The 25,366-nt window shown below is 37.1% G+C and carries 22 protein-coding genes; 10 read left to right on the top strand and 12 right to left on the bottom strand.

Annotation, left to right across the window (positions count from 1 at the left end):
* Nucleotides 1-172: 172 nt before the first annotated feature.
* The 6 genes from ACLMCG_RS12825 to ACLMCG_RS12800 all read right to left on the bottom strand — a co-directional run bounded on the left by ACLMCG_RS12825 (nt 173) and on the right by ACLMCG_RS12800 (nt 6,531).
* On the bottom strand, nt 173-748 hold the full coding sequence (locus ACLMCG_RS12825; protein ID WP_413959817.1) for a pentapeptide repeat-containing protein: 576 nt from the start codon (nt 746-748) through the stop codon (nt 173-175).
* A 107-nt stretch (nt 749-855) separates the two neighbouring features.
* Nucleotides 856-2,085 (bottom strand): rod shape-determining protein RodA, encoded by a 1,230-nt coding sequence (gene rodA, locus ACLMCG_RS12820; RefSeq protein ID WP_149387557.1) that lies wholly within the window; start codon nt 2,083-2,085, stop codon nt 856-858.
* Nucleotides 2,082-4,127: a peptidoglycan D,D-transpeptidase FtsI family protein gene (locus ACLMCG_RS12815; protein WP_413959816.1), complete on the bottom strand. Its 2,046-nt coding sequence runs from the start codon at nt 4,125-4,127 to the stop codon at nt 2,082-2,084. The genes rodA and ACLMCG_RS12815 overlap by 4 nt, the downstream gene beginning before the upstream one ends.
* Nucleotides 4,124-4,630 (bottom strand): hypothetical protein, encoded by a 507-nt coding sequence (locus ACLMCG_RS12810; protein ID WP_002982456.1) that lies wholly within the window; start codon nt 4,628-4,630, stop codon nt 4,124-4,126. The genes ACLMCG_RS12815 and ACLMCG_RS12810 overlap by 4 nt, the downstream gene beginning before the upstream one ends.
* Nucleotides 4,623-5,477 carry a rod shape-determining protein MreC gene (gene mreC, locus ACLMCG_RS12805; RefSeq protein ID WP_047422195.1) on the bottom strand — a complete coding sequence of 285 codons (855 nt, stop codon included), beginning with the start codon at nt 5,475-5,477 and terminating at the stop codon, nt 4,623-4,625. The genes ACLMCG_RS12810 and mreC overlap by 8 nt, the downstream gene beginning before the upstream one ends.
* A gap of 28 nt (nt 5,478-5,505) precedes the next feature.
* Complete coding sequence (locus ACLMCG_RS12800; RefSeq protein ID WP_002982450.1) at nt 5,506-6,531, bottom strand: rod shape-determining protein; 1,026 nt, start codon at nt 6,529-6,531, stop codon at nt 5,506-5,508.
* A gap of 454 nt (nt 6,532-6,985) precedes the next feature.
* Here ACLMCG_RS12800 and hemA point away from each other — a divergent pair, with 454 nt between their 5' ends.
* From hemA to hemE, 4 genes are read left to right on the top strand one after another with little or no spacing between them, the layout of a single operon-like run.
* Entirely contained in the window at nt 6,986-8,260 is a 1,275-nt protein-coding gene (hemA, locus tag ACLMCG_RS12795; protein WP_142717305.1) for a glutamyl-tRNA reductase, read from the top strand.
* On the top strand, nt 8,247-9,155 hold the full coding sequence (gene hemC / locus ACLMCG_RS12790) for a hydroxymethylbilane synthase (RefSeq protein ID WP_413959815.1): 909 nt from the start codon (nt 8,247-8,249) through the stop codon (nt 9,153-9,155). The genes hemA and hemC overlap by 14 nt, the downstream gene beginning before the upstream one ends.
* Nucleotides 9,156-9,207: 52 nt before the next feature.
* Nucleotides 9,208-9,891: a uroporphyrinogen-III synthase gene (locus ACLMCG_RS12785; protein WP_413959814.1), complete on the top strand. Its 684-nt coding sequence runs from the start codon at nt 9,208-9,210 to the stop codon at nt 9,889-9,891.
* Nucleotides 9,892-9,938: 47 nt separating this feature from the next.
* Entirely contained in the window at nt 9,939-10,970 is a 1,032-nt protein-coding gene (hemE, locus tag ACLMCG_RS12780; RefSeq protein ID WP_047376227.1) for a uroporphyrinogen decarboxylase, read from the top strand.
* A gap of 79 nt (nt 10,971-11,049) precedes the next feature.
* On the opposite strand, the gene ACLMCG_RS12775 is transcribed toward hemE, so the two are convergent.
* Nucleotides 11,050-11,871, bottom strand: a complete 822-nt coding sequence (locus tag ACLMCG_RS12775) for a T9SS type A sorting domain-containing protein (RefSeq protein WP_413959813.1) — start codon at nt 11,869-11,871, stop codon at nt 11,050-11,052.
* Between the two features lie 152 nt (nt 11,872-12,023).
* On the opposite strand from ACLMCG_RS12775, the gene ACLMCG_RS12770 reads away from it, so the two are divergent.
* Nucleotides 12,024-12,149: a GNAT family acetyltransferase gene (locus tag ACLMCG_RS12770; protein ID WP_223598340.1), complete on the top strand. Its 126-nt coding sequence runs from the start codon at nt 12,024-12,026 to the stop codon at nt 12,147-12,149.
* Between the two features lie 51 nt (nt 12,150-12,200).
* Here the strand turns inward: ACLMCG_RS12770 and ACLMCG_RS12765 are convergent, their stop codons facing one another.
* The 5 genes from ACLMCG_RS12765 to ACLMCG_RS12745 form a co-directional block, all read right to left on the bottom strand.
* Nucleotides 12,201-13,421 (bottom strand): aminotransferase class V-fold PLP-dependent enzyme, encoded by a 1,221-nt coding sequence (locus ACLMCG_RS12765; protein WP_413959812.1) that lies wholly within the window; start codon nt 13,419-13,421, stop codon nt 12,201-12,203.
* Between the two features lie 239 nt (nt 13,422-13,660).
* A complete protein-coding gene (locus ACLMCG_RS12760) occupies nt 13,661-14,302 on the bottom strand; it encodes a 50S ribosomal protein L25/general stress protein Ctc (RefSeq protein ID WP_223598338.1) in 642 nt (213 codons plus the stop codon).
* Between the two features lie 55 nt (nt 14,303-14,357).
* Nucleotides 14,358-15,296 (bottom strand): ribose-phosphate pyrophosphokinase, encoded by a 939-nt coding sequence (locus tag ACLMCG_RS12755; protein WP_184558726.1) that lies wholly within the window; start codon nt 15,294-15,296, stop codon nt 14,358-14,360.
* A gap of 85 nt (nt 15,297-15,381) precedes the next feature.
* Nucleotides 15,382-16,845 (bottom strand): G-D-S-L family lipolytic protein, encoded by a 1,464-nt coding sequence (locus ACLMCG_RS12750; RefSeq protein WP_413959811.1) that lies wholly within the window; start codon nt 16,843-16,845, stop codon nt 15,382-15,384.
* Between the two features lie 12 nt (nt 16,846-16,857).
* The gene (locus ACLMCG_RS12745; protein WP_223598336.1) at nt 16,858-18,096 is read right to left on the bottom strand and encodes an OmpP1/FadL family transporter; all 1,239 of its coding nucleotides are present in this window, start codon (nt 18,094-18,096) and stop codon (nt 16,858-16,860) included.
* 438 nt (nt 18,097-18,534) lie between these two features.
* On the opposite strand from ACLMCG_RS12745, the gene ACLMCG_RS12740 reads away from it, so the two are divergent.
* The 5 genes from ACLMCG_RS12740 (at nt 18,535) to ACLMCG_RS12720 (ending at nt 25,293) form a co-directional block, all read left to right on the top strand.
* The gene (locus ACLMCG_RS12740) at nt 18,535-19,932 is read left to right on the top strand and encodes a stage 0 sporulation family protein (RefSeq protein WP_413959961.1); all 1,398 of its coding nucleotides are present in this window, start codon (nt 18,535-18,537) and stop codon (nt 19,930-19,932) included.
* Entirely contained in the window at nt 19,925-20,389 is a 465-nt protein-coding gene (locus tag ACLMCG_RS12735) for a gliding motility lipoprotein GldH (protein ID WP_413959810.1), read from the top strand. Before ACLMCG_RS12740 ends, ACLMCG_RS12735 begins: the two co-directional genes overlap by 8 nt.
* Before the next feature lie 6 nt (nt 20,390-20,395).
* Nucleotides 20,396-22,774: a transglycosylase domain-containing protein gene (locus tag ACLMCG_RS12730; RefSeq protein WP_413959809.1), complete on the top strand. Its 2,379-nt coding sequence runs from the start codon at nt 20,396-20,398 to the stop codon at nt 22,772-22,774.
* A 75-nt stretch (nt 22,775-22,849) separates the two neighbouring features.
* Complete coding sequence (locus tag ACLMCG_RS12725) at nt 22,850-24,391, top strand: protein adenylyltransferase SelO (protein ID WP_413959808.1); 1,542 nt, start codon at nt 22,850-22,852, stop codon at nt 24,389-24,391.
* 86 nt (nt 24,392-24,477) lie between these two features.
* Nucleotides 24,478-25,293 (top strand): T9SS type A sorting domain-containing protein, encoded by an 816-nt coding sequence (locus ACLMCG_RS12720; protein WP_413959807.1) that lies wholly within the window; start codon nt 24,478-24,480, stop codon nt 25,291-25,293.
* The last annotated feature ends 73 nt before the right edge of the window (nt 25,294-25,366 follow it).

Genomic DNA, 25,366 nt, shown 5'->3' with positions numbered 1-25,366 from the left:
TTTAAATAATGAAGCCATCAGAATTCTGATGGCTTTTTTATACACCCTATTTGCACTAAGTTTCAGCTTGTGGTAATGAAGAATGTATATTAAAAAAGAAAAGCGAATTAAAACCCACTCTATTGATTCAACATTGATATTTTTATAAACAATCAGTACATGGCAGAAGAAATCAACTGTTCTTATCAATTTCAATATCCAGTTTATACAATAGTCCATATATTTCAGAAAGTGAAAATCTGGCCTTTTTAAGCCTATTTAAAGCCGGATCTATTGAATAATTGACAGAAGTTCTGAAATCTGCTTTTTCAAGATTTGTAGTATCGAAAACAGCGCCAGACAGATCACAGTTACCAAAGACAGCATTTGATGTATCACATTCAGTAAAGTCTACCTCAATTAACCTCGAATTTTTAAAAATCGTTTTCTTAATGGAGGTCTGATAGAAAACTGAATTATTCAAAGCACATCCATCAAATGTAAAAGATAAACCGAAGGCATTACAATCATTAAACTGAAGACCAAACATTTTACATTCTTTGAAAATCACACTATGAAAAGCGGTTCTTACAAGCTTTGCCATGCTGAGGTTACATTCTATAAATTCACAGTCTGTAAAGCTGAATCCGGAAAGGTTTGCATATTCAAAATTACAGTTCCGGAAAGTACAGTTTTCATACTCTCCTTTTTCCAGTTGAGAAAAGTCTGTGTTTTCAAAATCCTGATCCAGGAAATAAGCTTCTTTCATATTTTCATGATTTATCAATGGCAATATACTCCACCTATGGGCGGATTTTAAATTAAGAATAAAAATTTCAGCTTTTAAACGTTGATTTTTTTGATCTTAAAAGACCATTACACCAAGCTGTTTTTATCCGAATAATTAAGTTTAAAGAAAATAAAAGTCATCATAGAGAATGCCAACAGAGAACTTCCTCCATAACTGAAATACGGAAGAGGGATCCCAACCGTAGGGAAAAGTCCCATAACCATGCCTAAATTGATCGAAAAGTGCATCAGAAGAATCGAGGCAAAACAATATCCGAAGACCCGGTTAAAAGTAGACTTCTGCCTTTCTGCGAGATAATATATCCTTCCGATATAAATCATGTAGCATAAGATAAGAATTGCACTTCCTAAAAAGCCCCACTCTTCTCCTACTGTACAAAAGATATAATCCGTTTCCTGCTCGGGTACAAATTTTCCCTGGGTAACAGATCCTTCACGATATCCTTTCCCCCAAAGCCCACCGGATCCGATAGCTGTTTTGGAATATAGTAAATTGTATCCTGAAGTATCCCTAAATGCCTTTTCACCTTTATAAAGAACATCAATTCTTTCTCTCTGGTGTTTAGGAAGTTTTTCTAAAATAGTTGGAGATGCGAAAGCCAGTCCGCACAGAAGAAGGATAGATCCTGAAATTCCCGAAATAGAAATCACATCCCAGGACATTCTATGATAGTTCATCGCAATCAAAATACCGGCAATTACCAGAACAGCTATTGCAACATAAATAGGAGGAACAGCTAATGAAATCAGAAAAACACCGGCAAAAAGAAATCCTATCCCAAACAAAAGACCACTCAGTCCTTCTCTGTATAAGGCAATGAAAAATGCAATAAATACAAGCATGGAACCTACATCCGGAATAGCAAGAACCACAACCGCAGGAACGCCGATAATAGCTAAAGTAGTCAGTAAAGACTTCCGGTTTTTAAGATTAAAATCAGGTCCTGAAACATAGTTGGCAAGCATCAGCGCCGTTCCTATCTTCGCAAATTCTACAGGCTGCATGGTAAAACTTCCAAATTTATACCAGTTCTTTTGTCCTAAAATTTCTTTTCCAAAAGGAAAAAGTCCGATAAGTAGTAAGACTCCGCCAATGTAAATAATCCCTGCCATATTTTCAAAGAACTTACTTCTGCTGAAAAATATGATAAGTCCTACAAATAACGAAATACAGAAAAAGATCAATTGCTTTTCCCCTAGTTTCTGGTCAACACTGTAAATATTTGCAATGGCAAAAACACAAAGCAGGAAATACAGCCCAAGGCCTAATTTATCTATTCCTTCCGTCCATTTCATTGCTTGACAGTTTTTTTAGCAGTGTTATTCTTTTTAGTTTCCTCTTCTATTTTCTTTTGCAGTTTGGCTTTTTGTTGCTTAACAAGATTCAGACTGTCCTTTATTCTTTTTTGTTTAATAGAATCCGGCTTAGGATCAACGTATAACCCTTTACGTTTCAAATCTGAAATCCACTGCCTTTTATATTCCGGCATAAAGCTGGAGGTAATCATCTTTTTATAAAGATTCTCACGCTTCAGATCACCTGTGATATATTTTTCAGCAATTACTGTACAGGCCGGACCAGCCCAAGTAGCCCCAAACCCTGCATGCTCCATTACGGCAACCACCACAATTTTAGGTTTATCCGCAGGGGCAATCAATACAAAGATAGAATTATCCTTTCCTTGCGGAACCTGTGCAGTACCTGTTTTAGCTAATTGTGTAAAGTCATTGGATTTCAATCCTCTTGCCGTTCCTCTCAAAACCACAGCTTCCATACCTTTTAAAACAGGTTCAAAATGCTTTGGATCAACCAACGTTTTATGTTTAACCTTAAATCTTGGATCAGGATTAGGTTTTCCATCAATTGCTTTAACGATATGAGGGGTATAATACCATCCCTTATTAGCGATAGCACCTACATAATTGGCCAACTGAATAGGAGTTACCAAAACATCTCCCTGACCCATTCCATTATAAATAGCTCCGGTTGACATCTCATCCCAGTTTTTAAAATCAGTTCTTTTGGAACCGCTTGCTTTCATGATGGCTTTGAACCTTTTCTCATAAAAATCTCCGGAAGGTATTCTTCCTTTTGCTCCTACAGCAAAATCATTATTTAAAAACTCTCCAACACCAAAGCTGCTCATGATCTTTTTCCACTCATCAACACCTTTTGAAGGATTTCCAGGATATTTTTTAATGATAGCGATAAATGCATAGGTAAAGAAGCAGTTACTTGAAACCTGAATAGAAGGAATCAACGGATCTGCTCCACCATGTCCTTTAATTCTTTTTCCTTTATAGAAAAACCCACCGCCACATGGGAAAATAGTCTTTTCATCCATTACTCCCATCTGCATAGCAGCCAAGGCAGTCAACAATTTGAATGTCGATCCCGGAGGATATCCTGCCTGCAAGGAACGGTCAAAAGTGGGCTTATTCTCGTAAAGAGTATCTTTTGACAGAGCATATAAATTCTTTGATTTGTAAGGTCCGGTGAAAAGATTCGGGTCAATATCCGGTCCGGTAGCGGCAACCAGCACTTCCCCATTATTAGGATCTAAAGCTACAATTGCACCGTGCTTGTTCACCAGCATTTCTTCAGCAGTTCTCTGAAGATCATAATCAATGGTTAATGTAATGTCTTTACCAGTAATCACATCTTTATCCAGTGATCCGTTTTTATAAGACCCAATATTCCGGAGCCTGATATCTTTTTGGATATATTTTACTCCTTTTACTCCACGAAGTTCTTTTTCGTAGGATTTTTCAACTCCGGTTTTTCCGATAAAGTCTCCCGGTAAATAATATATAGAATCCTTTTTTATTTCACGCTCATTTACTTCACTGGTATATCCCAGAAGATTACCTGAAGTAGAGACTTCATATTGACGCTGAGGTCTTTGTACAATATTAAAAGCCGGATATTTAAAAATAATTTCCTGAACTCTTGCAATATCTTCTCTGCTCAGATCCTTCAGAAAGGTCATCGGAGTCAGTTTGGAATAGTATTTTTCCTTTTTAATAACATCAATTCTTTTGATAAAATCCGCTTTGGAAATCTTCATAAGACTACAGAATCCGAGCGTATCAAAATCCGGCCGCATTAAAGCCTGTGTAAAAGAGACTTCATAAGCAGGCTGGTTTCCTACCATGATTTTACCATTCCTGTCAAAAATGACTCCACGCTGTGGAATAACATATTCGGTTTTGATGGAGGTATTCGCTGCATTTAATGCATAACGGTCTGTAAACAACTGTAAATAGGCAAGCCTCGCCACAAAAATAAGGGCGATGACAACGAGGATGGAAAAAATTTTAAAATAACGTGTGTTCAAACTTTTTGTTTGATTTTAAATATTAATGCGTAAATGACTATAAATATAAATGAAATTACACTAGTCACCAACACATTAAACAATATTTCAAAAAATCTGCTAAACTTAAAGAATTCGATATACTGTACTAAAAGCTGGTGCAGAAAAATACTTGAGAATAAAAACAGCAAAAACTGCGCCCATTGAAGGGACTGAAATGAGAAAAAGTCCGTAGATGTATCGGTAGAAGTCCTGAAGATCAACGTTCTGAAATAAGCAATCAGTGTTGTTGCAAATGCATTGATTCCCCACGAATAAAGAAAACCATCAATTGACAGCCCTATTAAAAAGCTCAATGCCAGGAACTGAAATTTATTCCTGAAAAAAGGATAGAACATGACAAATACGGGATACAATACCGGAGTATATTTCCCGAAAAGCGTAATCCTGTTCAATACAAATATCTGTAATGCCACAAGAAAAATCATGATCAATATATCAGTAAATAAAGTCCTGCTAATCATTTTCTTTTTTTATTACAGCCTGCATAGTGTCCTGAATCTTCTGCACTTCTGCTTTCTTAAGATTCTTCACTACATATACTTTGTTCAACGCTCCCATTTTTTCACTCAGCTCAACGGAAATATCCCAGAAACCGGTTTTATTATCTACAGAGTATCCTGCAATAGTACCGATGGTCACTCCTTTAGGGAAGATTGCAGATTTACCATCTGTAACAACCGTATCCCCTACTTTTAATGCAACATATTTTGGAATATCTGCAAGGTGCATCACTCTGGAATTATCACCATTCCACGTTAAAGTCCCGAAATATCCTGAATTTTTGAGTGCTGCATTAATTCTGATCTTGTTAACACTTAAGACCGACTGAACTAATGCATAACTGTCTGTAGAATTAATTACAATTCCCGCAATACCTCTTGGTGCCATTACCCCCATCTGAGGAAAGACCCCGTCTCTACGGCCACGGTTGATTGTAAAATAGTTGTTTCTTCTGTTGATACTGTTGAAAACAATTTCACCATCAACAAAAGTATAGATCTGCCCGCCACCGATGGTATCGTGAACTCTTTTGAAAACAGGTTTTTTTGCTCCGTCTTTTCCGTAGAGTTCAGTCATAAGGGCTTTATTCTGAACCACAAGATCTTCGTTGATCTGTTTTAGTTTCAGATAGGAAACTCCTTCATCAATATATCCGGAAACCCAGGAATTGAACGCAGCAGTCTGCCCCGCTATCCAGGATTTCTGCATGGCATTTCTGGAGAATATCAAAACCAGAGCAATAATTTGCAGAAATATAAAGAAGACGAAAAGAGTATTCTTCGAAAATAATCTCAGCAAAAATCCCATTCAGATATAAAGTCGTAAAAAGTTAAAATTATTTAATTAAGAAATTGAACTTATCCATATTCTTAAGGGCAATACCTGTTCCGCGAACTACAGCTCTCAACGGATCTTCCGCAACAAATACAGGAAGACCTGTCTTTTTGTGGATTCTGTCCGCAAGACCTCTTAATAACGCTCCTCCTCCGGCAAGATAAATACCTGTTTTGTAAATATCGGCTGCCAGTTCCGGTGGTGTAAGAGAAAGTGTTTCCATTACAGCATCTTCGATTCTGATGATGGATTTGTCTAATGCACGTGCAATCTCTTTATATCCAACCATAATTTCTTTAGGCTTCCCTGTGATAAGGTCTCTACCTTGTACCGGGATATCCTCGATGTCTACATCAAGATCTTCTACTGCAGAACCTACTTCAATTTTGATTCTTTCAGCAGTTCTTTCTCCGATATAAAGGTTATGGTGAGTTCGTAGGTAATAAGCAATATCATTGGTAAATACGTCTCCGGCAATCTTCACAGATTTATCACATACGATACCTCCTAAAGCTACTACCGCAATTTCCGTAGTACCTCCACCTATATCGATGATCATATTTCCTTCAGGTTTCTGTACGTCTATTCCCACCCCAATTGCTGCTGCCATTGGTTCATAGATCAGTCTTACTTCTTTTGCGTTTACTTTCTGAGCAGAGTCTCTTACCGCTCTTTTTTCAACTTCAGTGATACCAGAAGGGATACAGATTACAATTCGTAATGCCGGTTGTATGAATTTACCTTTGATTCCAGGAATTTTTTTGATAAACTCCTTGATCATGTGTTCAGAAGCGTGGAAATCAGCGATAACCCCATCCTTCAAAGGACGGATGGTCTTGATATCCTCGTGAGTTTTACCCTGCATATGCTTGGCCTGCTCCCCGACGGCAATCGGCTTACCCGATGAACGTTCAATTGCAACAATTGAAGGTTGATCTATAACAATTTTATTATTATGGATGATTAGGGTATTAGCAGTTCCAAGGTCTATCGCAATTTCTTGCGTAAACATATCAAATAAACTCATATTTTTCTTCTGATTTTAAGTTTACAAAGATATAAATTTAACCCTACTAAAGAAATTTCCCACCAACTTAATTTGGTTAAAATTTTATTAAAATTTATAATTCTTTATTAACTTTCAGTTTAGATGTTTACAGACTTTGAGTTAAACTAAAATTAATGGGTTGTTAAAAGGGCGAAAAAGCGAAATCACCAACAGGTAAAAAGGCCTGCACACAACAGGCAAACGGGTTTCTAAGCAACCCTGCAGTGCATTTAAAATTTTCAGGGTTTCTTAAAAAAATTAACAAAGAAAAATAATCAATAGTAAAATTTAAAGAAACCCACTAATAGAGACAAACTCATTTTTTTGCTGTCTTGCTCTTTTCTCCATTATCATCTTATAGTTTTTTACGATAATTATCATATACACTATCTGAGAGTGATTAATTAAAAAAAGCGTAAATTTGCGACTGCTTATGTTACAGTATTCCAACATTCATCGAACGTCAAATTTTGCCGTGCTTTCTATAAGCTACGAGAAAGCCGACGTAGAAACGAGAGGAAAGTTTGCATTTTTTGATGAAAACATCAAAAACTTTGTTTCCAGGGTCCACCAGGAAGACCTTGGGGATGCATTTGTGGTTTCCACCTGTAACAGGACCGAAATTTATACGACTTCTCCCAATTACCTTTTAGTGGCGGAAGAATATTGCAAAACTATTGGAGTACATCTTACGGATTTCCTTCAGTTTGCCAATATTCTGACCAAGGAAGAGGCTCTGATTCATCTTTTCAGAGTTGCTGCCGGTCTTGAAAGTCAGATTATCGGAGATTTTGAAATTATCGGACAGATCAAAAAAGCATACAGCCGTTTCAAAAAAGAAAGACAGAATTCTAATCCTTATCTTGAAAGAGCTATCAATGCAGCTATTCAGATTTCGAAAAGAATAAAAAATGAAACCGGAATTTCCAACGGTGCAGCTTCTGTTTCTTATGCGGCGGTTCATTATATTTTAAACAGCCAGAAAAGAATTGCTGAAAAAAACATTCTTCTTTTGGGTGTAGGTGAGATTGGACAGAATACTGTTGAAAATCTGGTAAAGCATGTCTATCAGCCAAAAATTAAAATTGCAAACAGAACTCAGGAGAAAGCTGAAAAGATTTCCCAGAAATATAATATTCCTCACGTTGATTATTCTGATTTTGACCAGGAATTAAAAAACACTGATATTCTTATTGTGGCAACAGGAGCCAAGCATCCTATTGTCAACCAGTCTCATTTCCCGAACGGAAAAGAAACATTGGTGATTGACCTTTCTATTCCTCATAACGTTGAAAAGAATGTTACCGAAAATAAAAATGTAACATTGATTGATGTTGATGAGCTTTCAAAACAGATCCAGGAAACGATTCAACAGCGTGAAAGAGAAATCCCGAAAGCTGAAAAAATCATCAAGGAGCTGATGAAAGACTTTATTGAATGGGAGAAAAAGAGAAAGCTGGCACCGAATATCCACCATTTCAAAGCCGTTTTAAAGAATATGGAACGCAATGAAATGCATAATTTTTACAAAAAAAATAAATACATAAACATCACGGACATGGAACTTTCTGACAAAATGATCCAGAAAATTACCAACCGTTTTGCAAAATACATCATTGACAATCCTTTGAAAGCCGAAGAAATTAGTAAATTAATGCACGAAATATTAGTTGAACAACCAAACAACGAATTCAATGAAAAGCATTAGAATCGGAACGAGAAATTCCGCACTTGCACTTTGGCAGGCTAGAGAGGTTGCAAGGCACCTTCAAAACAACAATTATTTAACGGAGATTGTTCCTATCGTTTCTTCTGGCGATAAGAATCTTAATCAACCTTTATATTCTTTAGGAATTACAGGGGTTTTCACCAGAGACCTTGATATTGCCTTATTGAATGACGAAATTGATATTGCCGTACATTCTTTAAAAGATGTTCCTACTCAATTACCTCAAAATATTGAGATGATCGCTTATCTGGAAAGAGATTATCCTCAGGATATTCTGATCAGAAAAGAATCTGCAAGGAATAAAGAATTCCATGAGCTTAAACTGGCGACCAGCAGCTTGAGAAGAAGAGCTTTCTGGCTGAGAAATTATCCGACTACTGATTTTTCGGATATCCGCGGAAATATTCAAACCAGACTTCAAAAACTGGAAGACGGAAACTTTGATGCGACCATTTTATCGCTGGCGGGAATCAAAAGAATGAAAATGGAAATTGATTACGAGATGCTTCCATTAATGATTTCTGCTCCATCACAAGGAGTAATTTCCGTTGCAGGACATACCGACAAACCTGAAATCAACGAGATTGTACGTCAGATCAACCACAATCCTACCCAGATCTGCGTAGAGATCGAAAGAAACTTCTTAAGCACTTTGGAAGGCGGCTGTACTGCCCCTATCGGAGCTTTTGCTGAAATCATCGGGGATCAGATCCGCTTCAAGGCTGCACTTTGTTCTTTGGATGGGAAAAACTGCATTGCCGTGGATGAAAACTTTATATACACTCCAACAGAAAATTTTGGAGAAAAGTTTGCAAAAGTCGTTCTTGAAAACGGAGGAAAAGAATTAATGGCAGAAATCAAAAGCCAGATTTAATTTCAGATTCAGTTACTTTAGCTCCTCTTTTCATCTTCTTAATTGTACAGACATGAAAATCTTATTTACCAAAAATATAGACCAGAAAATAATATCCAAAGAATTAGGAGAGGATATGTTGGCTGACTGTGTTGAGGTAATTAAGACCAAACCCATTATGATCAGCCCTTTTGATCTGAAGAATTACTCATTGATTTTTACAAGTGTTAATGGAGTCATTTCATTTTTCAAAAACAAGTTTAAGCCTAATGAGGATTTTACAGCCAAAAATTACAACAAGATCTATTGTGTTGGCGAAAAAACGAAGAGAGAATTAAGAAAACACGGCTTCGGAACATTTAAGGTTTTGAAAAATGCTGATACTCTTTCGAGATTCATTATCGGAAAATGCCAGCATGAACAATTTCTTCATTTCTGCGGCAACCTTGCCATCAATGTCCTGGACAAAGAGCTTCCTTTACAAAACATTAAGTACAAAAAAGTTACGATATACAATACTGAGGAAACTCATCCTTTAATAAATGAAAAATATCATGCTGCAGTATTTTTTAGTCCGAGCGGAGTTCGTAGTTTTGCAAGGCGAAATTCTCTGGAAGGCATGAAGCTGTTTTCGATTGGCGAAACCACTTCCGGCGAGTTGAGAAATTATACGCAGGAAGAAATTTTTACTTCTGAAGAAAATACACTGACTTCAATCTTTGAACTGATAAGAAGAGAAATCAGAAGTAGAATTTAGAATATTTGTTACCGAAATATTTCCGGTACTATTAGTTTAAATAGATTATGATAAAAAACGACCTATATTTAAAAGCACTTCGCGGAGAAACCGTTGAAAGACCTCCTGTCTGGATGATGAGGCAGGCTGGAAGATATCTGCCGGAATTCATTGCCTTGAGAGATCAGTATGATTTCTTTACAAGATGTCAGACTCCTGAGCTTGCGGCTGAGATTACATTACAGCCTATCCGCAGATTTCCTTTGGATGCAGCGATTCTGTTTTCTGATATCCTGGTAGTGCCACAGGCCATGGGGATTGATTTCAAAATGAAAGAATCTGTTGGACCATGGTTAGATACTCCTATCAGAACAATGGAACAGGTTCAGAATATTGAAACTCCGGATGTGAATGATACTTTAGGCTACGTTTTTGATGCTATCGAACTTACGCTACAAAAACTGGACAATGATATTCCATTGATTGGTTTTGCAGGTTCTCCATGGACAATCCTTTGCTATTGTGTGGAAGGAAAAGGAAGTAAGGCATTTGATATCGCAAAGTCTTTCTGTTTCCAGCAGCCTGAAGCAGCTCATTTATTACTGCAAAAAATTACTGATACTACGATTGCCTATTTAAAGAGAAAAGTAGAAAAAGGAGTTTCTGCAGTACAAGTTTTTGATTCTTGGGGAGGAATGCTTTCTCCTACAGATTATCAGGAATTCTCATGGCAGTACATTAACCAGATTGTTGAAGCATTAAGCCCGCTTACTCATGTGGTTGTATTTGGAAAGGGATGTTGGTTCGCATTGGAAGATATGACAATGTCTAAAGCTTCTGCTTTGGGTGTAGACTGGACTATTAAGCCGGAATTTGCAAGAACACTTACAAACCATACAATGACGCTACAGGGTAACTTTGATCCTGCAAGACTTCACTCCACTCCTGAGACGATCAAGAAAATGGTGAATGAGATGATCAACCGTTTCGGAAAAGACAGATATATTGCCAATCTAGGTCACGGAATTTTACCTAATGTTCCTGTAGAAAATGCTGAGGCATTCATCAGAGCAGTTGTTGACTGGAAACCGAACTTATAAGTTTATTTCTTTTAAAAATATACAAAACCTTATAGGATATCCTATAAGGTTTTTTGTTTTAATAGTTTATTGATAAGTCTTATTTCTTTATTATTTTCTTCTTAATCACTTCGCGATCATTATTTGTAATCATTATGATATAAGTTCCTTTAGGAATATCTGATAGATCATATGAACCCGATTCTTTATCAAAAGTTTTCACAAGCTTCCCGGACATATCAATAACGCTGACTTTTTCAAGCTTATTTTGAGATCCCAGTTTAATATGAATATTATCTCTTACAGGATTTGGATATACCATTATATGATCAGCATGTAAAGCTTCTGAGACAGCCAAAACCCCGCTTGTAATCATCACATTGTCTACTACAACACCGTAAGAATAGTCACCGGCATCGTCATACACAAATCTTAACTTAAAAGCTGCATTCACATAGGGTGTTAAATCTATATTTGCAGCCGAAGCATAAGACGTTACCACATATGATAAGGTATTAAAATCAAGATCCCATACCCCTGCTTCTCCCGAAAAAGTAAAAACCTGAACCCAGGATGTCCCATTGAAAACTTCAACTTTTAAAGTAGAATCAAGATTATCAATCATATTGGCATAATTAAACGACAGTTTTGGGTTTACAACTCCGGTAAGATTAATTACAGGAGAAATCAGTCTGGCATTCGTATTAATTCCGGTTGGTCCTGCATCATCATCATCAAAAAAAGCTGCTCCATCAGGAAAGCCTGCGAAGCCATTCTGCGCACCCACATTCCAATTAAAAGCTGTATCCGGATTTTCTACCGTCCATCCGGCTGGCAGAGCATTACCGTTGAAGTCTTCAGAAAAGACTTGGCCATTACATATTCCACAAATGCACAAAAATAAAATAAATGAATTTTTCATGGTAAAATATTTGGTGTTTACGCAAAATTATGAAATAATATTTTACATAATATATTTATATATAAAAATAAATCCAATACAAACCCAAGATAAAGTAATAGAAATGTTGCATATTATTTATACCTTTAGACGTAACCTTTAAATCACATCAAATGAAAAAACTAAACAAAGACAAGATGAAAAGCATCATGGCGGGTGGAGAAATCTGCCTTGAATGTGCTATTGGATACTACCAGGTTATTATTGACGGCCGGTGTTACTGCATTTCATGGGAATAATAAAAAAAGCAGCTCAACAGCTGCTTTTTAGTTTATATGATAATGAATTAATTAGCTCAACATTCGTTGGGCTTTCTTAACCCCTTCTACCAGACTATCAATTTCTTCGAAAGTATTATAAACAGCGAAACTGGCTCTTACCGTTCCTGCAATATTAAAGAAGTTCATGATCGGTTGTGTACAATGATGTCCTGTTCTTACAGCAATTCCCATTTTGTCCAGAATCATTCCTACATCAGACGCTATTCCCACACCTTCAAGGTTAAAGGAAACAACACCAGTTCTCTTTGCTTTTTCTCCATAGATTTTAATTCCTTCTATTTCCAAAAGCTGCTTCTGGGCATATTCCAATAAAGCATTTTCATGATTCTGAATATTGGCATGACCTATCTTGTTGATAAAATCAACAGCAGCTCCTAAAGCAATGTTTCCTCCTACATTGGGTGTTCCTGCTTCATATTTAAATGGAAGACCTGCATAAGTAGTTCCTTCAAAAGAACATGTTGCAATCATCTCTCCTCCTCCATGAAATGGTGGCAAAGCTTCTAATATTTCACGTTTTCCATACAGAATGCCCGTTCCCATAGGAGCATACATTTTATGGCCTGAGAACACAAAGAAATCACAATCCAGCTTCTGTACATCAATATTGAAATGCGGAGCAGACTGGGCCCCGTCAATTACAACATAAGCGTCTGTATGCTTTCTTGTTTTTGATATAATTTCTTCAATAGGATTTACAATTCCCAAAGCATTAGAAACCTGGTTTACAGAAACAACTTTTGTTTTTTTGCTTAAAAACTGATCAAAATGATCCATCTGAAGAATTCCGTTTTCATCAATAGGAATTACACGAAGCTTCGCTCCTGTTCTTTCACAAAGCATCTGCCATGGAACAATATTGGAATGATGCTCCAGATATGAAATAATGATCTCATCATCTTTCTGCAGTTTCTGTGTTAAAATATAAGCGATCAGGTTCAACCCTTCAGTTGTTCCTTTTGTAAAAATTACTTCAAAATCGTGTTCAGCATTGATGAATTTCTGAATCTTTCTTCTTGAAAGTTCCATTTCTTCCGTAGCCAGCTGGCTTAGAGTATGAATTCCTCTGTGAACATTGGCATTAAGCTCTGTATAATATGCGTGACAGACTTCCAAAACCGAATTTGGCTTTTGAGATGTAGCCGCATTATCCAGGTAAACCAATGGCTTACCATTCACTTCTCTGTCCAATATAGAAAACTGGCTTCTTATTTCCTGAATGTCAAACATTTATTTATTTTTTAAATTAAGACGTCCTTATTTAGAACACTTCAAATTTACGGCTTTTTTTCCGAAAGGAAGCATGAGACTGAGAGCTGATAGTTATCAGTTGATAGAAATATTCAATAGTGTATAGCTAAAAAAACTGATGAGATTATAGGTAAATGAGCAAATTTTCCTGTATTAGCCCCTGCACAAAAAAACCCGTCAAAAAATGACGGGTTTTATATTGTTTAAATAAGCAATTCTTATTCTGCTGCAGTTTCTTCTGCCGGAGCTGCTCCTTCTTCAGTTGCAACTTCTTCTTCATCTTCATCATCCATTGCTGCTGCACCTCCTTTCATTGCATTTCTAGACATCTTAACAGCAACTACTACTGCATTGTCCGGGTGCATGAAAGAATATCCTTCTGTTTTGATACCACCGATGTAAAGTTTGTTACCAATTCTTAATGGAGTAACATCTACAACGATCTCATCTGGCAAGTTAGCAGGAATAGCTCTTACTTTTAGTTTTCTGAAAGACTGACGTAAAACACCACCAGCTACAACACCTTTTGAACGTCCAGTAATTCTTACAGGAACCTCCATAACTACTGGCTTATCGTCAGATAGTTGATAGAAGTCTACATGAAGAATCTTGTCAGTGATTGGGTGAAACTGAATGTCCTGAAGAACAGCTGGAATTGTTTTTCCGTCAACCTCAATAGATACCGTGTGTGCTTCAGGAGTGTATACTAATCCTTTAAAAGCTTTCTCTTCAGCAGAGAAGTTTAAAGGTGCTTCACCTCCATAAACAACACAAGGAACTAATTCAGCATCACGTAAAGCTTTTGTAGACTTTTTGCCCACGTTTTCTCTTTTTGTACCTTGAATTGTAATAGATTTCATTTATAATAAATTTAAAAAATTATTCTTATTTATTTTGCAAGTTGTTTAAAATCAATTAAATAACAAACTTACTGCTAATTGATTTATGCTCATGAACCATGGTCATAACATCTGCAAATAACGGGGCGCAAGATAGCACTTTTATTTTAGATGACAAATTATTTTTAACAGGAATTGAGTCAGTTACAATAACTTCCAATAATTTTGAGTTCTCAATATTATCGTAAGCCTTTCCTGAAAGCACTCCGTGAGTTGCCATAGCTCTTACTGTTTTTGCTCCCTTTTCAATTAAGATATCTGCAGCTTTGCAAAGTGTCCCTGCAGTATCAATCATATCATCAATAAGGATTACGTTTTTACCTGTAACATCACCGATAAGGAACATTTCTTCTACAACATTTGCCTTTTTTCTTTCCTTATAAGCAATTACTACTTCAGCACCTAAATGACCTGCATAGTTTTTAGCTCTTTTCGCACCTCCCATATCCGGAGAAGCAATGGTAAGGCTATCAAGATTTAGAGATCTGATATAATCCACGAAAATACTTGAAGCATATAAATGATCTACCGGAATTTCGAAGAACCCCTGGATCTGATCTGCGTGAAGATCCATTGTCATTACTCTTGTTGCTCCTGCTGCTGTAAGAAGGTTTGCAACTAACTTCGCACCGATCGGCGCTCTTGGTTTGTCTTTTCTGTCCTGTCTGGCAAGTCCGAAGTAAGGAATTACAACGGTAATGCTCTTTGCAGAAGCTCTTTTCGCTGCATCAATCATTAGAAGAAGTTCCAAAAGATTGTCTGCAGGAGGGAATGTAGATCCAATCAGGAAAACTCTTCCTCCTCTTACAGATTCGTCCAAAACAGGCTCAAATTCCCCGTCGCTGAACTCCTGAAAGTTGATTTTCCCTAATTCTTTCCCATAATTCTGGGCAATTTTCTCTGCCAAGTCCCTGCTGGTTCTTGTACAAAATAGATAACTTAACTGATCGGCCATTTTTACTTTTTAAAAGATTTTGCAAATTTAAAAAAAAACCACAAGATTTACTCCTGTGGTTTCTAAGTTTTTATTTTATCAATTATTAAGGGAATTTAACTCCTGAATATTTGTTTGGATCTACCTGCGGAAGTGTAGACTTGTATTTAGCATTGATAGACTTGATAAACTCATTAGCAACAATACCATATCCACGTCCTGTAAGGTGAACTCCATCCAGAGAGAAAGCTCCTCCTGTAACGAATGCTGCAGTATATTTCACCCCATCCCAGACAATTCCTGATTTAGAATTCAATTCCAACATTTTAGCATCCATATCTACAAAAGCAAGACCTTTATCAGCTGCTGCTTTTTTAATAGCGGCATTATAACCAGCAGTTGCGGTAAGTACTTTTGCCGTTTCAGTTTCAGTAAGCACCAGCTTATCTTCTAAAGGAACCGAAGTACCTCCTCCAGCCTGTGGGGTAAGAACTTTACTTGCCGGCAAAAGAATTAAATCTTTAGCTGTAGTTTGTCTGTATTTCGGAAGCCCTGGAACTGTTGACAAATCTTTGTCTGCAATTACAGCCCCATTTACAGCTGCCCCAGCAGTGAATTTAATTAATCGTCTCTGATATTCTGCATCGTTGATTGCTCCCAATGTTTTAGCCTGAAGTAATCCCGCATTATATTGAGCATATCCTGTATTAAGCTGAGTTACCTGAGCATCTGTCAATCCTGTAAGAGGCAGAGCAGGAACTCTTGTAAAGTAAGGAACATTGGTAACGGTTGGAATGTTAGCAATCACTCCTTTTCTTTTTGTACCAGCAGGAAATAATTTATCTACTAAATAAGCATAGGTATTACTGAATCCTACTCCTATTGCTCCATCTACAGGAGTAATAGGAACATTTGGATCAGCTCCCCCTGAGGTGGCATACAATAACACATCATTGTTTCCTATCCATAAAGAAATAAAAGTAGGATCCTGCTTTAACGCATCTTCTAATACAGAAGTTGATGTGGATGATGCAAATCTTACGAAATATGGGTTAGCAGTAGCTGGATTAGCGACTAATCCGGCCGGATTTCCGTATCCCGGTGCCAATAAGTGAGCTACTCTCGCCCCTGGAACCCCCATATTCTGGTAAGGGCCTCCTGAAGAAATATTGTCAAGTGCACCTCCGGGAGCTGTTGGACCTGGAGTTAAAGCACCATTTACAACACTTAGCACATACTTACCTGCAAAATCCCCTGTTGTTGGGTTAAATAAATTAGTAAACCCTCCGGTATCATTAGGCATCAACGGTTGTTTAAAGTCTCCTCCACCTGCAAGTTTCATCTGCGCAGCAATCATACTTGGATAAGATTCATTCTGGCCACTGCTGTACAATGCTCCATCACGATATCCTGAAGTAAGAGAGTTTCCTAAAGAAATATATTTTGTAAAGTCTGCATCTCCTTTTGTCACCTGGATATCTTTCACATCCGTATCGAAATCCGTATTACAGCTTGTTACTGTAAAAAGAAGTGCAGAAACTGCAATTGTCGATATTATAATTTTTTTCATAGTCTTCTAAAATTAAAATGGATTATAAGAGAAACCTAGACCAAAGTAGAAAGCTGTTGCTTTTGACTGTCCGTTAAGCCCTATATTAACATTGTTTACCTTTCTGTACTGAGGCATTGCATATCCTCCGGCAACATCAATTCCGAAGTGTTTCAGCTTAAAGCCTACCCCACCTGTAACTACATAAGTATCATATGAAGGGGTTTCCGGAATAAAGTTATCTGTTGTATAAGGTGCTTCATCATAATAAGCTCCCAAACGTCCGTAGATCATATCAGTGAACGCATACTGAGTCCCCAGTCTGAATGTTTTGGAGTTTTTGAAGTTCTTAGGATTGGTAAGAATGGTAGGATCCGATGGATTGTTTCCAATAGGAGCATTCTCGAAATCTAAAGTAAGTTTGCTGTATCTTTCCCATCCATGATAGTTAAAGTCTGCAGAAACCTGCCATTTCGGGGTCACTTTATAGGTTAAACCTATAGTATATTCTTCAACTAATGGAAGAACTGCTGAGAAACCATCTTGTCCTGCTGCATTCAGCTTCAACTGTGTATAAACAGATTGTGATGGAAACTGGAATGTTGCCGTTCCGCTTTTAGCTTTCATATCTATCGCTGAACGGTAGGCAATACTCACGTCCAATTTTGGGTCAGGTCTGAAATAGAAACCAAATCCGTATCCGTGTCCGGTTGCATTTTCATCATTAATATTAACTTTCCCGTCAAATTGTGTTACCGCTTTGTCCCAATCTACTTTTCCTCTTGCATAGATATAGCTGGCACCAAAAGATACCCAAGGAGCCAGTTTTACAGAGACCATTGGCTGGAAATAGAAACTTTTCAGTTCCATTTTCTGAACCAGTTCTTTACCCTCCCAGTTTTCAGGCCATTTTATTGTACTTCCAAAAGGTGTGGTAACACTAAGACCTACGGTAAGTTTCTCTATTGGTCTATAAGTAATCGCTGCATAGAAAGGAGTCCCTATAGGGTTATCCGTTTCTGCACTTTGTAAAGTATTGAAGTTTTGAAAAGTAACTTTATTACTTGCACCAAACCCTCCTGCCACTACACTCAGTTTGGAAGGGATAAATGACATACCCGCAGGGTTAAAGAATGTCACACTCGCGTCTTCGGCATGAGCACTAGTATGCGCCATTGCCAATTGTTTTACCCCTTGCAGGGAAACTCTGAAGCCTCCTGCGTAAGATAGAACTCCCGCCAATAAAGCAGTTGATACTAATATTTTTTTCATAGACTATTATTATATAAGCCAAATATAAAATTATTTTGAATACGTCTGTTAATATTTGCTAATATTTTAAACAATATCTTAAAAGAAAACTATGTTTAAAATAACACCTTCACACAAACAAAAGCCAAGATTTTCATTATTAAACATTTAAGAACATTTTAAAATAATCCATACTTGTGCGTTTAATATTAAACAATTGTTTAACCTTTAAACTATCTTACTTCAAAAATTCAGAACAGGGAAACAAATGGTAATAAATGTTAAAGTTTAAAAATCTTCTCTTCAACTATTTCCCTTATAACAGGCTTCCCTCAGTCTTCAGCTTCCATTCTTACTTAAAATACATTAATGTTTTGCCCCGAATTCAGGTTATTTAAGTATTTTAGAATTGCATAAAGATAAAAATACATAAATTTGCAGATTATAAATAATAGTAATATGAGTTGTGGATGTAAAACATCCGGCGATTCTGCACATTCTTGCGGACCTAAAAAAACCGCAAATGGCTGTGAAAGCGTAAATACCTGCGGGAATAGTTATAAATTAAGTGTTTTTGACTGGCTATCTGACATCAACAATCCTGCACCTAACAGGTGTGATTTTGTAGAAGTTAGATTTAAAAATGACAGAAAATCGTTTTATAAAAATGTAAATAATATTCCTTTACATATTGGTAGCGTAATTACAGTAGAATCAAGTCCGGGACACGATGTAGGCGTTGTAAGCCTTACGGGAGAATTAGTAAAGATTCAGATGAAAAAGAAAAAGTTTTCTGAAGAATTGGCACTCAAAATATACAGACAGGCCAACCAAAAAGATCTTGAGGTATGGCAGGAAGCAAGAAAAAAAGAAGATGGCGTAAAGCTTGAAGCAAGAAAAATTGCTCAGAGAATAGGCCTTGAAATGAAAGTTACTGACGTGGAATATCAGGGTGACTCTTCAAAAATCACCTTTTATTACACTGCTGAAAACCGAGTGGATTTCAGACAGTTAATTAAAGATTATGCCGGAGCATTCCGTACTAAGATCGATATGAAACAGATCGGTTTCAGACAGGAAGCTGCAAAAGTAGGTGGAATAGGATCTTGCGGACGTGAGCTTTGCTGCTCTACTTGGCTTACGGATTTCAGATCGGTAAACACCAATGTGGCAAGATATCAGCAATTGAGTATTAACCCTCAAAAACTGGCTGGGCAATGTGGTAAACTTAAATGTTGCCTTAACTATGAGCTAGACAGCTATTTGGATGCATTAAGCAACTTCCCTTCTTCTTCAACCACTTTGGAAACAGAGAAAGGAAAGGCATTCTGTATCAAAATTGATGTATTCAAAAAGAAAATGTGGTTTGCTTATGTAGACAGTTCCATCGCATGGTATGATTTTGATATTGATCTTGTTAAAAAACTGATTTCAAAAAATAAAAGAGGAGAGAAAATACTTCCTCTTGAAGATCTGAAACAACCGGAAGCTTCTGCTCAGAATATTGATCTGATCCAGGAAAACAGCGTAGATCGTTTTGAAAAGAAAAACAGAGGAAACAGGAACAGAAACAACCAGAATAAGCCAAACAACCATCAACAGGGGCAACAAGGACAGCCACAAGGTCAAAAAAGAAACAGGCCGGAGAGACAAGACAGACCTGAAAGATCTGAAAAGTCCGAAAACCCTAATTCTCAATCTGGAAATCAGCCCAGACCTCAGAAACAAAATCCACAGCAAAAAGCACCCGTGGAAAAAGTAGAAGGTAATTCTGGCGATGACAAGAAGCCACAAAACAACCCGAACAAGAAGAAATTTAAAAAGAAATATCCTCCAAAAAAAGATAATAATGCATAAAATTTTAGGATTATTTTCCCTTATCCTTTTCTTTAGCTGTAACTCTTCCTCTGGGGGAGATGTCATCATGAATTCCGTTGATAACAAATGGAATAAGAAAAATGAGCAAAAATTTAATCTTGAAATTTCAGATCCGCAGAATCCTAAAAATATTATATTTGTTGTAAGAAATAATAATAGTTATCCTTACAGCAATATAAGGTTTATTGTGAATTTCACCAATCTCCAGAATAAGAAAAAGGAAACGGATACCTTGAATTATGTGCTGGCAAAACCAAATGGAGAATGGCTTGGTACAGGCTTTGGTGATACAAAGGAAACTTTGTTTCAGTATAAATTGAATTATCAGTTTCCGGGAAAAGGAAAATATGAAATCGATCTGACCCAGGCGATGAGAAATGACAATCTTTCGGGAATTGAGGATATTGGGGTAAAAATAGAAACGGCTAAACCGTAACCATAAATGGAAGAAAACAAAAAAAATGCAGGAAATAAGGGGAAAACATTTCCTCTGCCTCCTAAAAAAAAGAAAGATACCTCCTGGAAAAAATGGGTCTCATTTATCTGGATTGGACTCGTTGCGGTAGTTCTGGGAATTTCGGGACTTTTCTTTGCAGTTTCTCAGGGATTCCTTGGGGAAATGCCTGATGTAAAAGAACTTGAAAACCCTGATATCTTTGTCGCTTCAGAAATCATTTCTTCAGACGGAGTTATGCTGGGTAAATTCGAAAAGGAAAAAACACAGCCTATCGTTTATAAGGATCTTCCTCCTTTCCTTATCTATGCCCTGCAGGCTAAAGAAGATGAGCGTTTCAAAGAACATTCAGGAATCGACTTATATTCTATTGCCAGAGCCGTGGCATATGGTGGTGGCCGTGGTGGTGGTTCTACAATCACCCAACAGCTGGCAAAACTTCTTTTCACAGGAAATGCTTCCCAAAATAAATTTGAAAGAGCATTCCAGAAATTAAAAGAATGGGTAGTAGCGGTAAGCCTTGAGAAAAGGTATACCAAAGAAGAGATTGTTACTCTTTATTTCAATAAATTCGATTTCCTTTTTAATGCTAACGGTATTGAAATGGCTTCCAGAGTTTATTTTAACAAAAAGACTTCAGAGCTTACATTACCTGAGGCTGCAACATTTGTAGCAATGCTTGAAAATCCAAGAAAAAACAATCCTTACAGATACCCTGAAAAGGCAAAAGAAAGAAGGAATGTGGTATTGGATCAGATGCAGAAAACCGGATATATTGATGCTGCCACCTATGAGAAAGCAGCCAATACTCCTATTGAAGTAGACTTCCACCCTATTAAAAGTATTACTGACGGATATTCGGCTTATTACAAATTCTATCTGAGAAAAGAGATTGATAAGTATCTTGAATCTCACGAAAAAGAAACCGGTAAAAAACTTAACCTTTATAAAGACGGCTTAAAAATATATGTTACTCTTGATTCTAAAATGCAGAAGTATGCAGAAGAAGCAATCAAAGAACACTTAACGGATCTTCAGAAAAGGTTTGATGCAGAACAAAGAGGAAGAAAAAACAGACCTTTCTACTATCTTAATGACAAACAGATCAAAGATGTGATGCTTCAGGCAATGAAAAGAACCGGCCGATACAAGCTGTTAAAAGCTGACGGAATGCCAGAAGACTCCATTATGATGGAATTCAAGAAACCTATCAAAACTTCAAGATTCACATGGAATGGAGAGGAAGAAGTTGAAATGTCTCCTTGGGATTCTATCAGATACCACAAACAGATAGCACAAGCAGGTCTGATGTCTATGGTTCCGGGAACCGGAGAGATCAAAGCATGGGTAGGAGGTATTGACTGGCAGCACTTCCAATATGACCACATCAAGCAAGGAAAGAGACAGGTAGGATCTACCTTCAAGCCTTTCGTGTATGCAACAGCTATCATGAAACTGGGAATGACTCCTTGTTCAGCGGTTTCTAACGGAACTTATGACCACAACGGATGGCATGTGCCGGGAAGAGGAGGAATGCTTACTTTGAAAGACGCATTGGCACACTCTCAAAACCCTGTCGCTGCAAGACTTATTGAAATGACAGGAGTAGATGCTGTTATCCAGACTGCAAGAGATCTTGGAGTAACAGAAGATATTCCGAGAAACAATACAATTGCTTTAGGTTCATCAGATATTACTATTTATGAAATGCTAGGTGCCTACAGTACTTTTGCCAACTATGGTAACTACAATAAGCCTGAAATGATCTGGAGAATTGAAGATGCCAACGGTAGAGTAATTAAAGAAGTAAATGTAGAGCCAAAAGAGGTAATGAACCCAATGTACGCTTACACCATGATCGAACTGATGAAAGGTGTTGCACAGTACGGAACCGCTTCCGGAGAATTAGGAAGAAGAGGAATTTCAAAAGCAGTAGAAATTGCTGCCAAAACAGGAACAACTCAGAACAACTCCGACGGATGGTTTATGGGAATCACTCCAAAATTAGCAACCGGAGCATGGGTTGGATGGGAAGACAGAGCAACTCACTTCTTTGGAACCGGTGAAGGTCAGGGTGCAAAAATGGCATTGCCAATCTGGGCTATCTTCATGAAGAAAGTATGGGCAGATAAAAGTTTAGGAGTTACCCCTGATGATAAGTTTGTTAAACCTTCCGATTGGAAAGACGGCTGTTCAAACCTTAAAGGATTAAGCGGAGGGTATGGAGATGACGGAAGTCTTCAGACCATTGATGAGATTAAAAATCCAAGACCGGTAGATCCTACGCCTAAAAAACCAACAGAAAAGAAAGAGGACAACATTAATGAAAATCTTCATTCCAATGATGAAGTAGATTTCAATAAATAAATTCTCTTTTATAAATACACAAGACCTTTCAATAATTTGGAAGGTCTTTTCTTTTATAATTAATACCTTTGAAGTATGAATATCGAACGCATCAGCCAACCTTTCATCGAGAATTTTCCAGGTGATTTTTCAAATAATCCTATGCAGAGAAACACCCCAAAAGTTTTATTTGCCACCATCAAACCTGCTGGTTTTGGTCAACCTGAATTGATTGCTTTTAATAAAGTCTTGTCCGAAGAAATAGGATTAGGAAAATTTGAAAATAAAGATCTGGACTTTCTGGTTGGAAATAACCTTCCGGAAAATGTTCAAACCTACGCTACCGCTTATGCAGGGCATCAGTTTGGAAACTGGGCAGGGCAACTTGGGGATGGAAGAGCAATCCTTGCAGGTGAAATCACAAATGACACAGGAAAAAAGACAGAAATCCAATGGAAAGGAGCCGGAGCAACTCCTTATTCAAGACATGCTGACGGAAGAGCCGTATTGAGATCTTCTGTACGTGAATATCTGATGAGTGAAGCGATGTATCATTTAGGAGTTCCTACAACAAGAGCACTTAGTCTGGCTTTTACCGGCGAAGATGTAATGCGCGATATTATGTACAGTGGAAATCCTCAGCTTGAAAAGGGCGCGGTGGTCATCAGAACTGCTGAAAGTTTCCTGCGCTTCGGACATTTTGAACTGATGTCTGCTCAAAGAGAATACAACAGCCTGCAGGAACTTGCTGATTTTACTATTGAAAATTATTTTCCGGAAATAATATCATCAGATACTCAAAAATATAAAGACTTCTTTCAGAATATATGCATCCGCACCGCAGACTTAATGGTGGAATGGTTCAGAGTAGGATTTGTACATGGAGTGATGAATACAGATAATATGTCTGTTCTGGGGTTAACTATTGATTATGGTCCTTACTCTATGATGGATGAATATGATTTGAATTTCACCCCCAATACTACAGATCTTCCGGGAAGAAGATATGCATTCGGAAAACAGGGACAGATTGCCCAATGGAACCTTTGGCAGCTTGCTAATGCGCTTCACCCCTTAATTAAGGACGAAAAGTTTTTAGAAGACACTTTAAATAATTTTGGAACTTATTTCTGGAAAGCTCATGATCAGATGCTTTGTAAAAAATTCGGATTTGATCAGCTTCAAAAAGAAGATGAGGATTTCTTCACCAATTGGCAGGGATTAATGCAGGAGCTTCAGCTAGATTACACCCTGTTTTTCACTCAACTGGAAAAAATAACTTCGGAAACTGATATCAAAGAACATTTTAAAGAGGTTTCTTATATTGTTTTGAATGAACAAATGTTGGCAAAACTTAGCAACTTCATTAAGAGCTATAACGCACGATTAGACTTAAATTCCATATCAAAAGAGGCTTCATTGGCCATGATGAAAAAAACAAACCCAAAATTCATCCTGAGAAATTATCTTCTTTACGAATGCATTGAAGAGATCAATAACGGCAAAAAAGAAATGCTGGAAAAACTCACCAAAGCTTTAGAGTTTCCTTACCAGGAATTGTATCCTGAGTTCTCCGTCAAAAGGCCATCCGGATATGATGATACTGCAGGATGTTCCACACTTTCATGTAGTTCATAAATAATAAATATTCATAAACAACCTAAAAAAGAGTAATTATTTTCATTTTTTTATTACTTTTACTAGTAACTTTAAAACCAAAACAAATGAAAACAAAATTACTATTCATGTTCTTAGTCTCTTTTATATTTGGGAATGCACAAATTCTCTCAGAGACTTTTCAAGGTACAATATTTCCTCCTACAGGATGGACAACAGGTACAAATTTAGCATCCAGACCCTGGGGATTCACTACAATAATCTTCAATGCAACCGGACAAGCAACATTTAACATCACAGGAGGAAAATCCGCAGGTATTGGATGGGACGCTCAGGCACAGGACGCTCATTTAACAAGTCCTTCTTTCAGCTTAGTAGGAACAACAAATCCAGTGCTAAAGTTTAACGCCAAAATAGGATACGAATACATGGTTGATCCTAACCCTAACGGAGATTTAAAAGTAGAAGTATCCACAGATGGAGGAACTACATGGACTCAGGTATGGGTTGAAGAAGACTATGGAGTATTTGTTGATTATGCAACATTGGCAATTACAGTTAGTTTAACACCATATGCCGGACAGGCAAACGTTAAATTCAGATTCCACTATGTTGCCAATGATGCAGATAGTCTTTCAATAGATGATGTACAGGTTTTATCAAGTGCCACACTAGCTACACAGGAAGCAGGTGCTAAAATAAAAGACATCACTAACATCTATCCTAACCCAACAAAAGGAGAAATTAACATCAAAACAGATAAAAAAATCAAATCTGCCACAGTAATTGATGCAAGCGGAAAATCTCTATTCAATAATACGTCTGAAAGATTAGATATTTCTTCACTTCCAAAAGGAATCTATTTATTAAAAGTGGACTTCTCTGATGGAACTTCGAAAACAGAAAAAGTAATCAAACAATAATAACGTTTGTACAAACTTTTACAACCACCATCTTTGGTGGTTTTTTTATTTTACTTTTGCAAAAAATTTGACA

This window comes from Chryseobacterium sp. S90, assembly GCF_047444895.1.
Lineage (GTDB): Bacteria > Bacteroidota > Bacteroidia > Flavobacteriales > Weeksellaceae > Chryseobacterium.
Note: the sequence above shows the minus strand (reverse complement) of the source record. Positions and strands in the feature narration are given on the sequence as shown.

Excerpts from the sequence above, each read along its gene's own strand:
- ACLMCG_RS12825 (WP_413959817.1), bottom strand. The coding sequence starts at position 748 with ATGAAAGAAGCTTATTTCCTGGATCAGGATTTTGAAAACACAGACTTT.
- rodA (WP_149387557.1), bottom strand. The coding sequence starts at position 2,085 with ATGAAATGGACGGAAGGAATAGATAAATTAGGCCTTGGGCTGTATTTC.
- ACLMCG_RS12810 (WP_002982456.1), bottom strand. The coding sequence starts at position 4,630 with ATGATTAGCAGGACTTTATTTACTGATATATTGATCATGATTTTTCTT.
- mreC (WP_047422195.1), bottom strand. The coding sequence starts at position 5,477 with ATGGGATTTTTGCTGAGATTATTTTCGAAGAATACTCTTTTCGTCTTC.
- ACLMCG_RS12800 (WP_002982450.1), bottom strand. The coding sequence starts at position 6,531 with ATGAGTTTATTTGATATGTTTACGCAAGAAATTGCGATAGACCTTGGA.
- hemA (WP_142717305.1), top strand. The coding sequence starts at position 6,986 with ATGTTACAGTATTCCAACATTCATCGAACGTCAAATTTTGCCGTGCTT.
- hemC (WP_413959815.1), top strand. The coding sequence starts at position 8,247 with ATGAAAAGCATTAGAATCGGAACGAGAAATTCCGCACTTGCACTTTGG.
- ACLMCG_RS12785 (WP_413959814.1), top strand. The coding sequence starts at position 9,208 with ATGAAAATCTTATTTACCAAAAATATAGACCAGAAAATAATATCCAAA.
- hemE (WP_047376227.1), top strand. The coding sequence starts at position 9,939 with ATGATAAAAAACGACCTATATTTAAAAGCACTTCGCGGAGAAACCGTT.
- ACLMCG_RS12775 (WP_413959813.1), bottom strand. The coding sequence starts at position 11,871 with ATGAAAAATTCATTTATTTTATTTTTGTGCATTTGTGGAATATGTAAT.
- ACLMCG_RS12770 (WP_223598340.1), top strand. The coding sequence starts at position 12,024 with ATGAAAAAACTAAACAAAGACAAGATGAAAAGCATCATGGCGGGTGGA.
- ACLMCG_RS12765 (WP_413959812.1), bottom strand. The coding sequence starts at position 13,421 with ATGTTTGACATTCAGGAAATAAGAAGCCAGTTTTCTATATTGGACAGA.
- ACLMCG_RS12760 (WP_223598338.1), bottom strand. The coding sequence starts at position 14,302 with ATGAAATCTATTACAATTCAAGGTACAAAAAGAGAAAACGTGGGCAAA.
- ACLMCG_RS12755 (WP_184558726.1), bottom strand. The coding sequence starts at position 15,296 with ATGGCCGATCAGTTAAGTTATCTATTTTGTACAAGAACCAGCAGGGAC.
- ACLMCG_RS12750 (WP_413959811.1), bottom strand. The coding sequence starts at position 16,845 with ATGAAAAAAATTATAATATCGACAATTGCAGTTTCTGCACTTCTTTTT.
- ACLMCG_RS12745 (WP_223598336.1), bottom strand. The coding sequence starts at position 18,096 with ATGAAAAAAATATTAGTATCAACTGCTTTATTGGCGGGAGTTCTATCT.
- ACLMCG_RS12740 (WP_413959961.1), top strand. The coding sequence starts at position 18,535 with ATGAGTTGTGGATGTAAAACATCCGGCGATTCTGCACATTCTTGCGGA.
- ACLMCG_RS12735 (WP_413959810.1), top strand. The coding sequence starts at position 19,925 with ATGCATAAAATTTTAGGATTATTTTCCCTTATCCTTTTCTTTAGCTGT.
- ACLMCG_RS12730 (WP_413959809.1), top strand. The coding sequence starts at position 20,396 with ATGGAAGAAAACAAAAAAAATGCAGGAAATAAGGGGAAAACATTTCCT.
- ACLMCG_RS12725 (WP_413959808.1), top strand. The coding sequence starts at position 22,850 with ATGAATATCGAACGCATCAGCCAACCTTTCATCGAGAATTTTCCAGGT.
- ACLMCG_RS12720 (WP_413959807.1), top strand. The coding sequence starts at position 24,478 with ATGAAAACAAAATTACTATTCATGTTCTTAGTCTCTTTTATATTTGGG.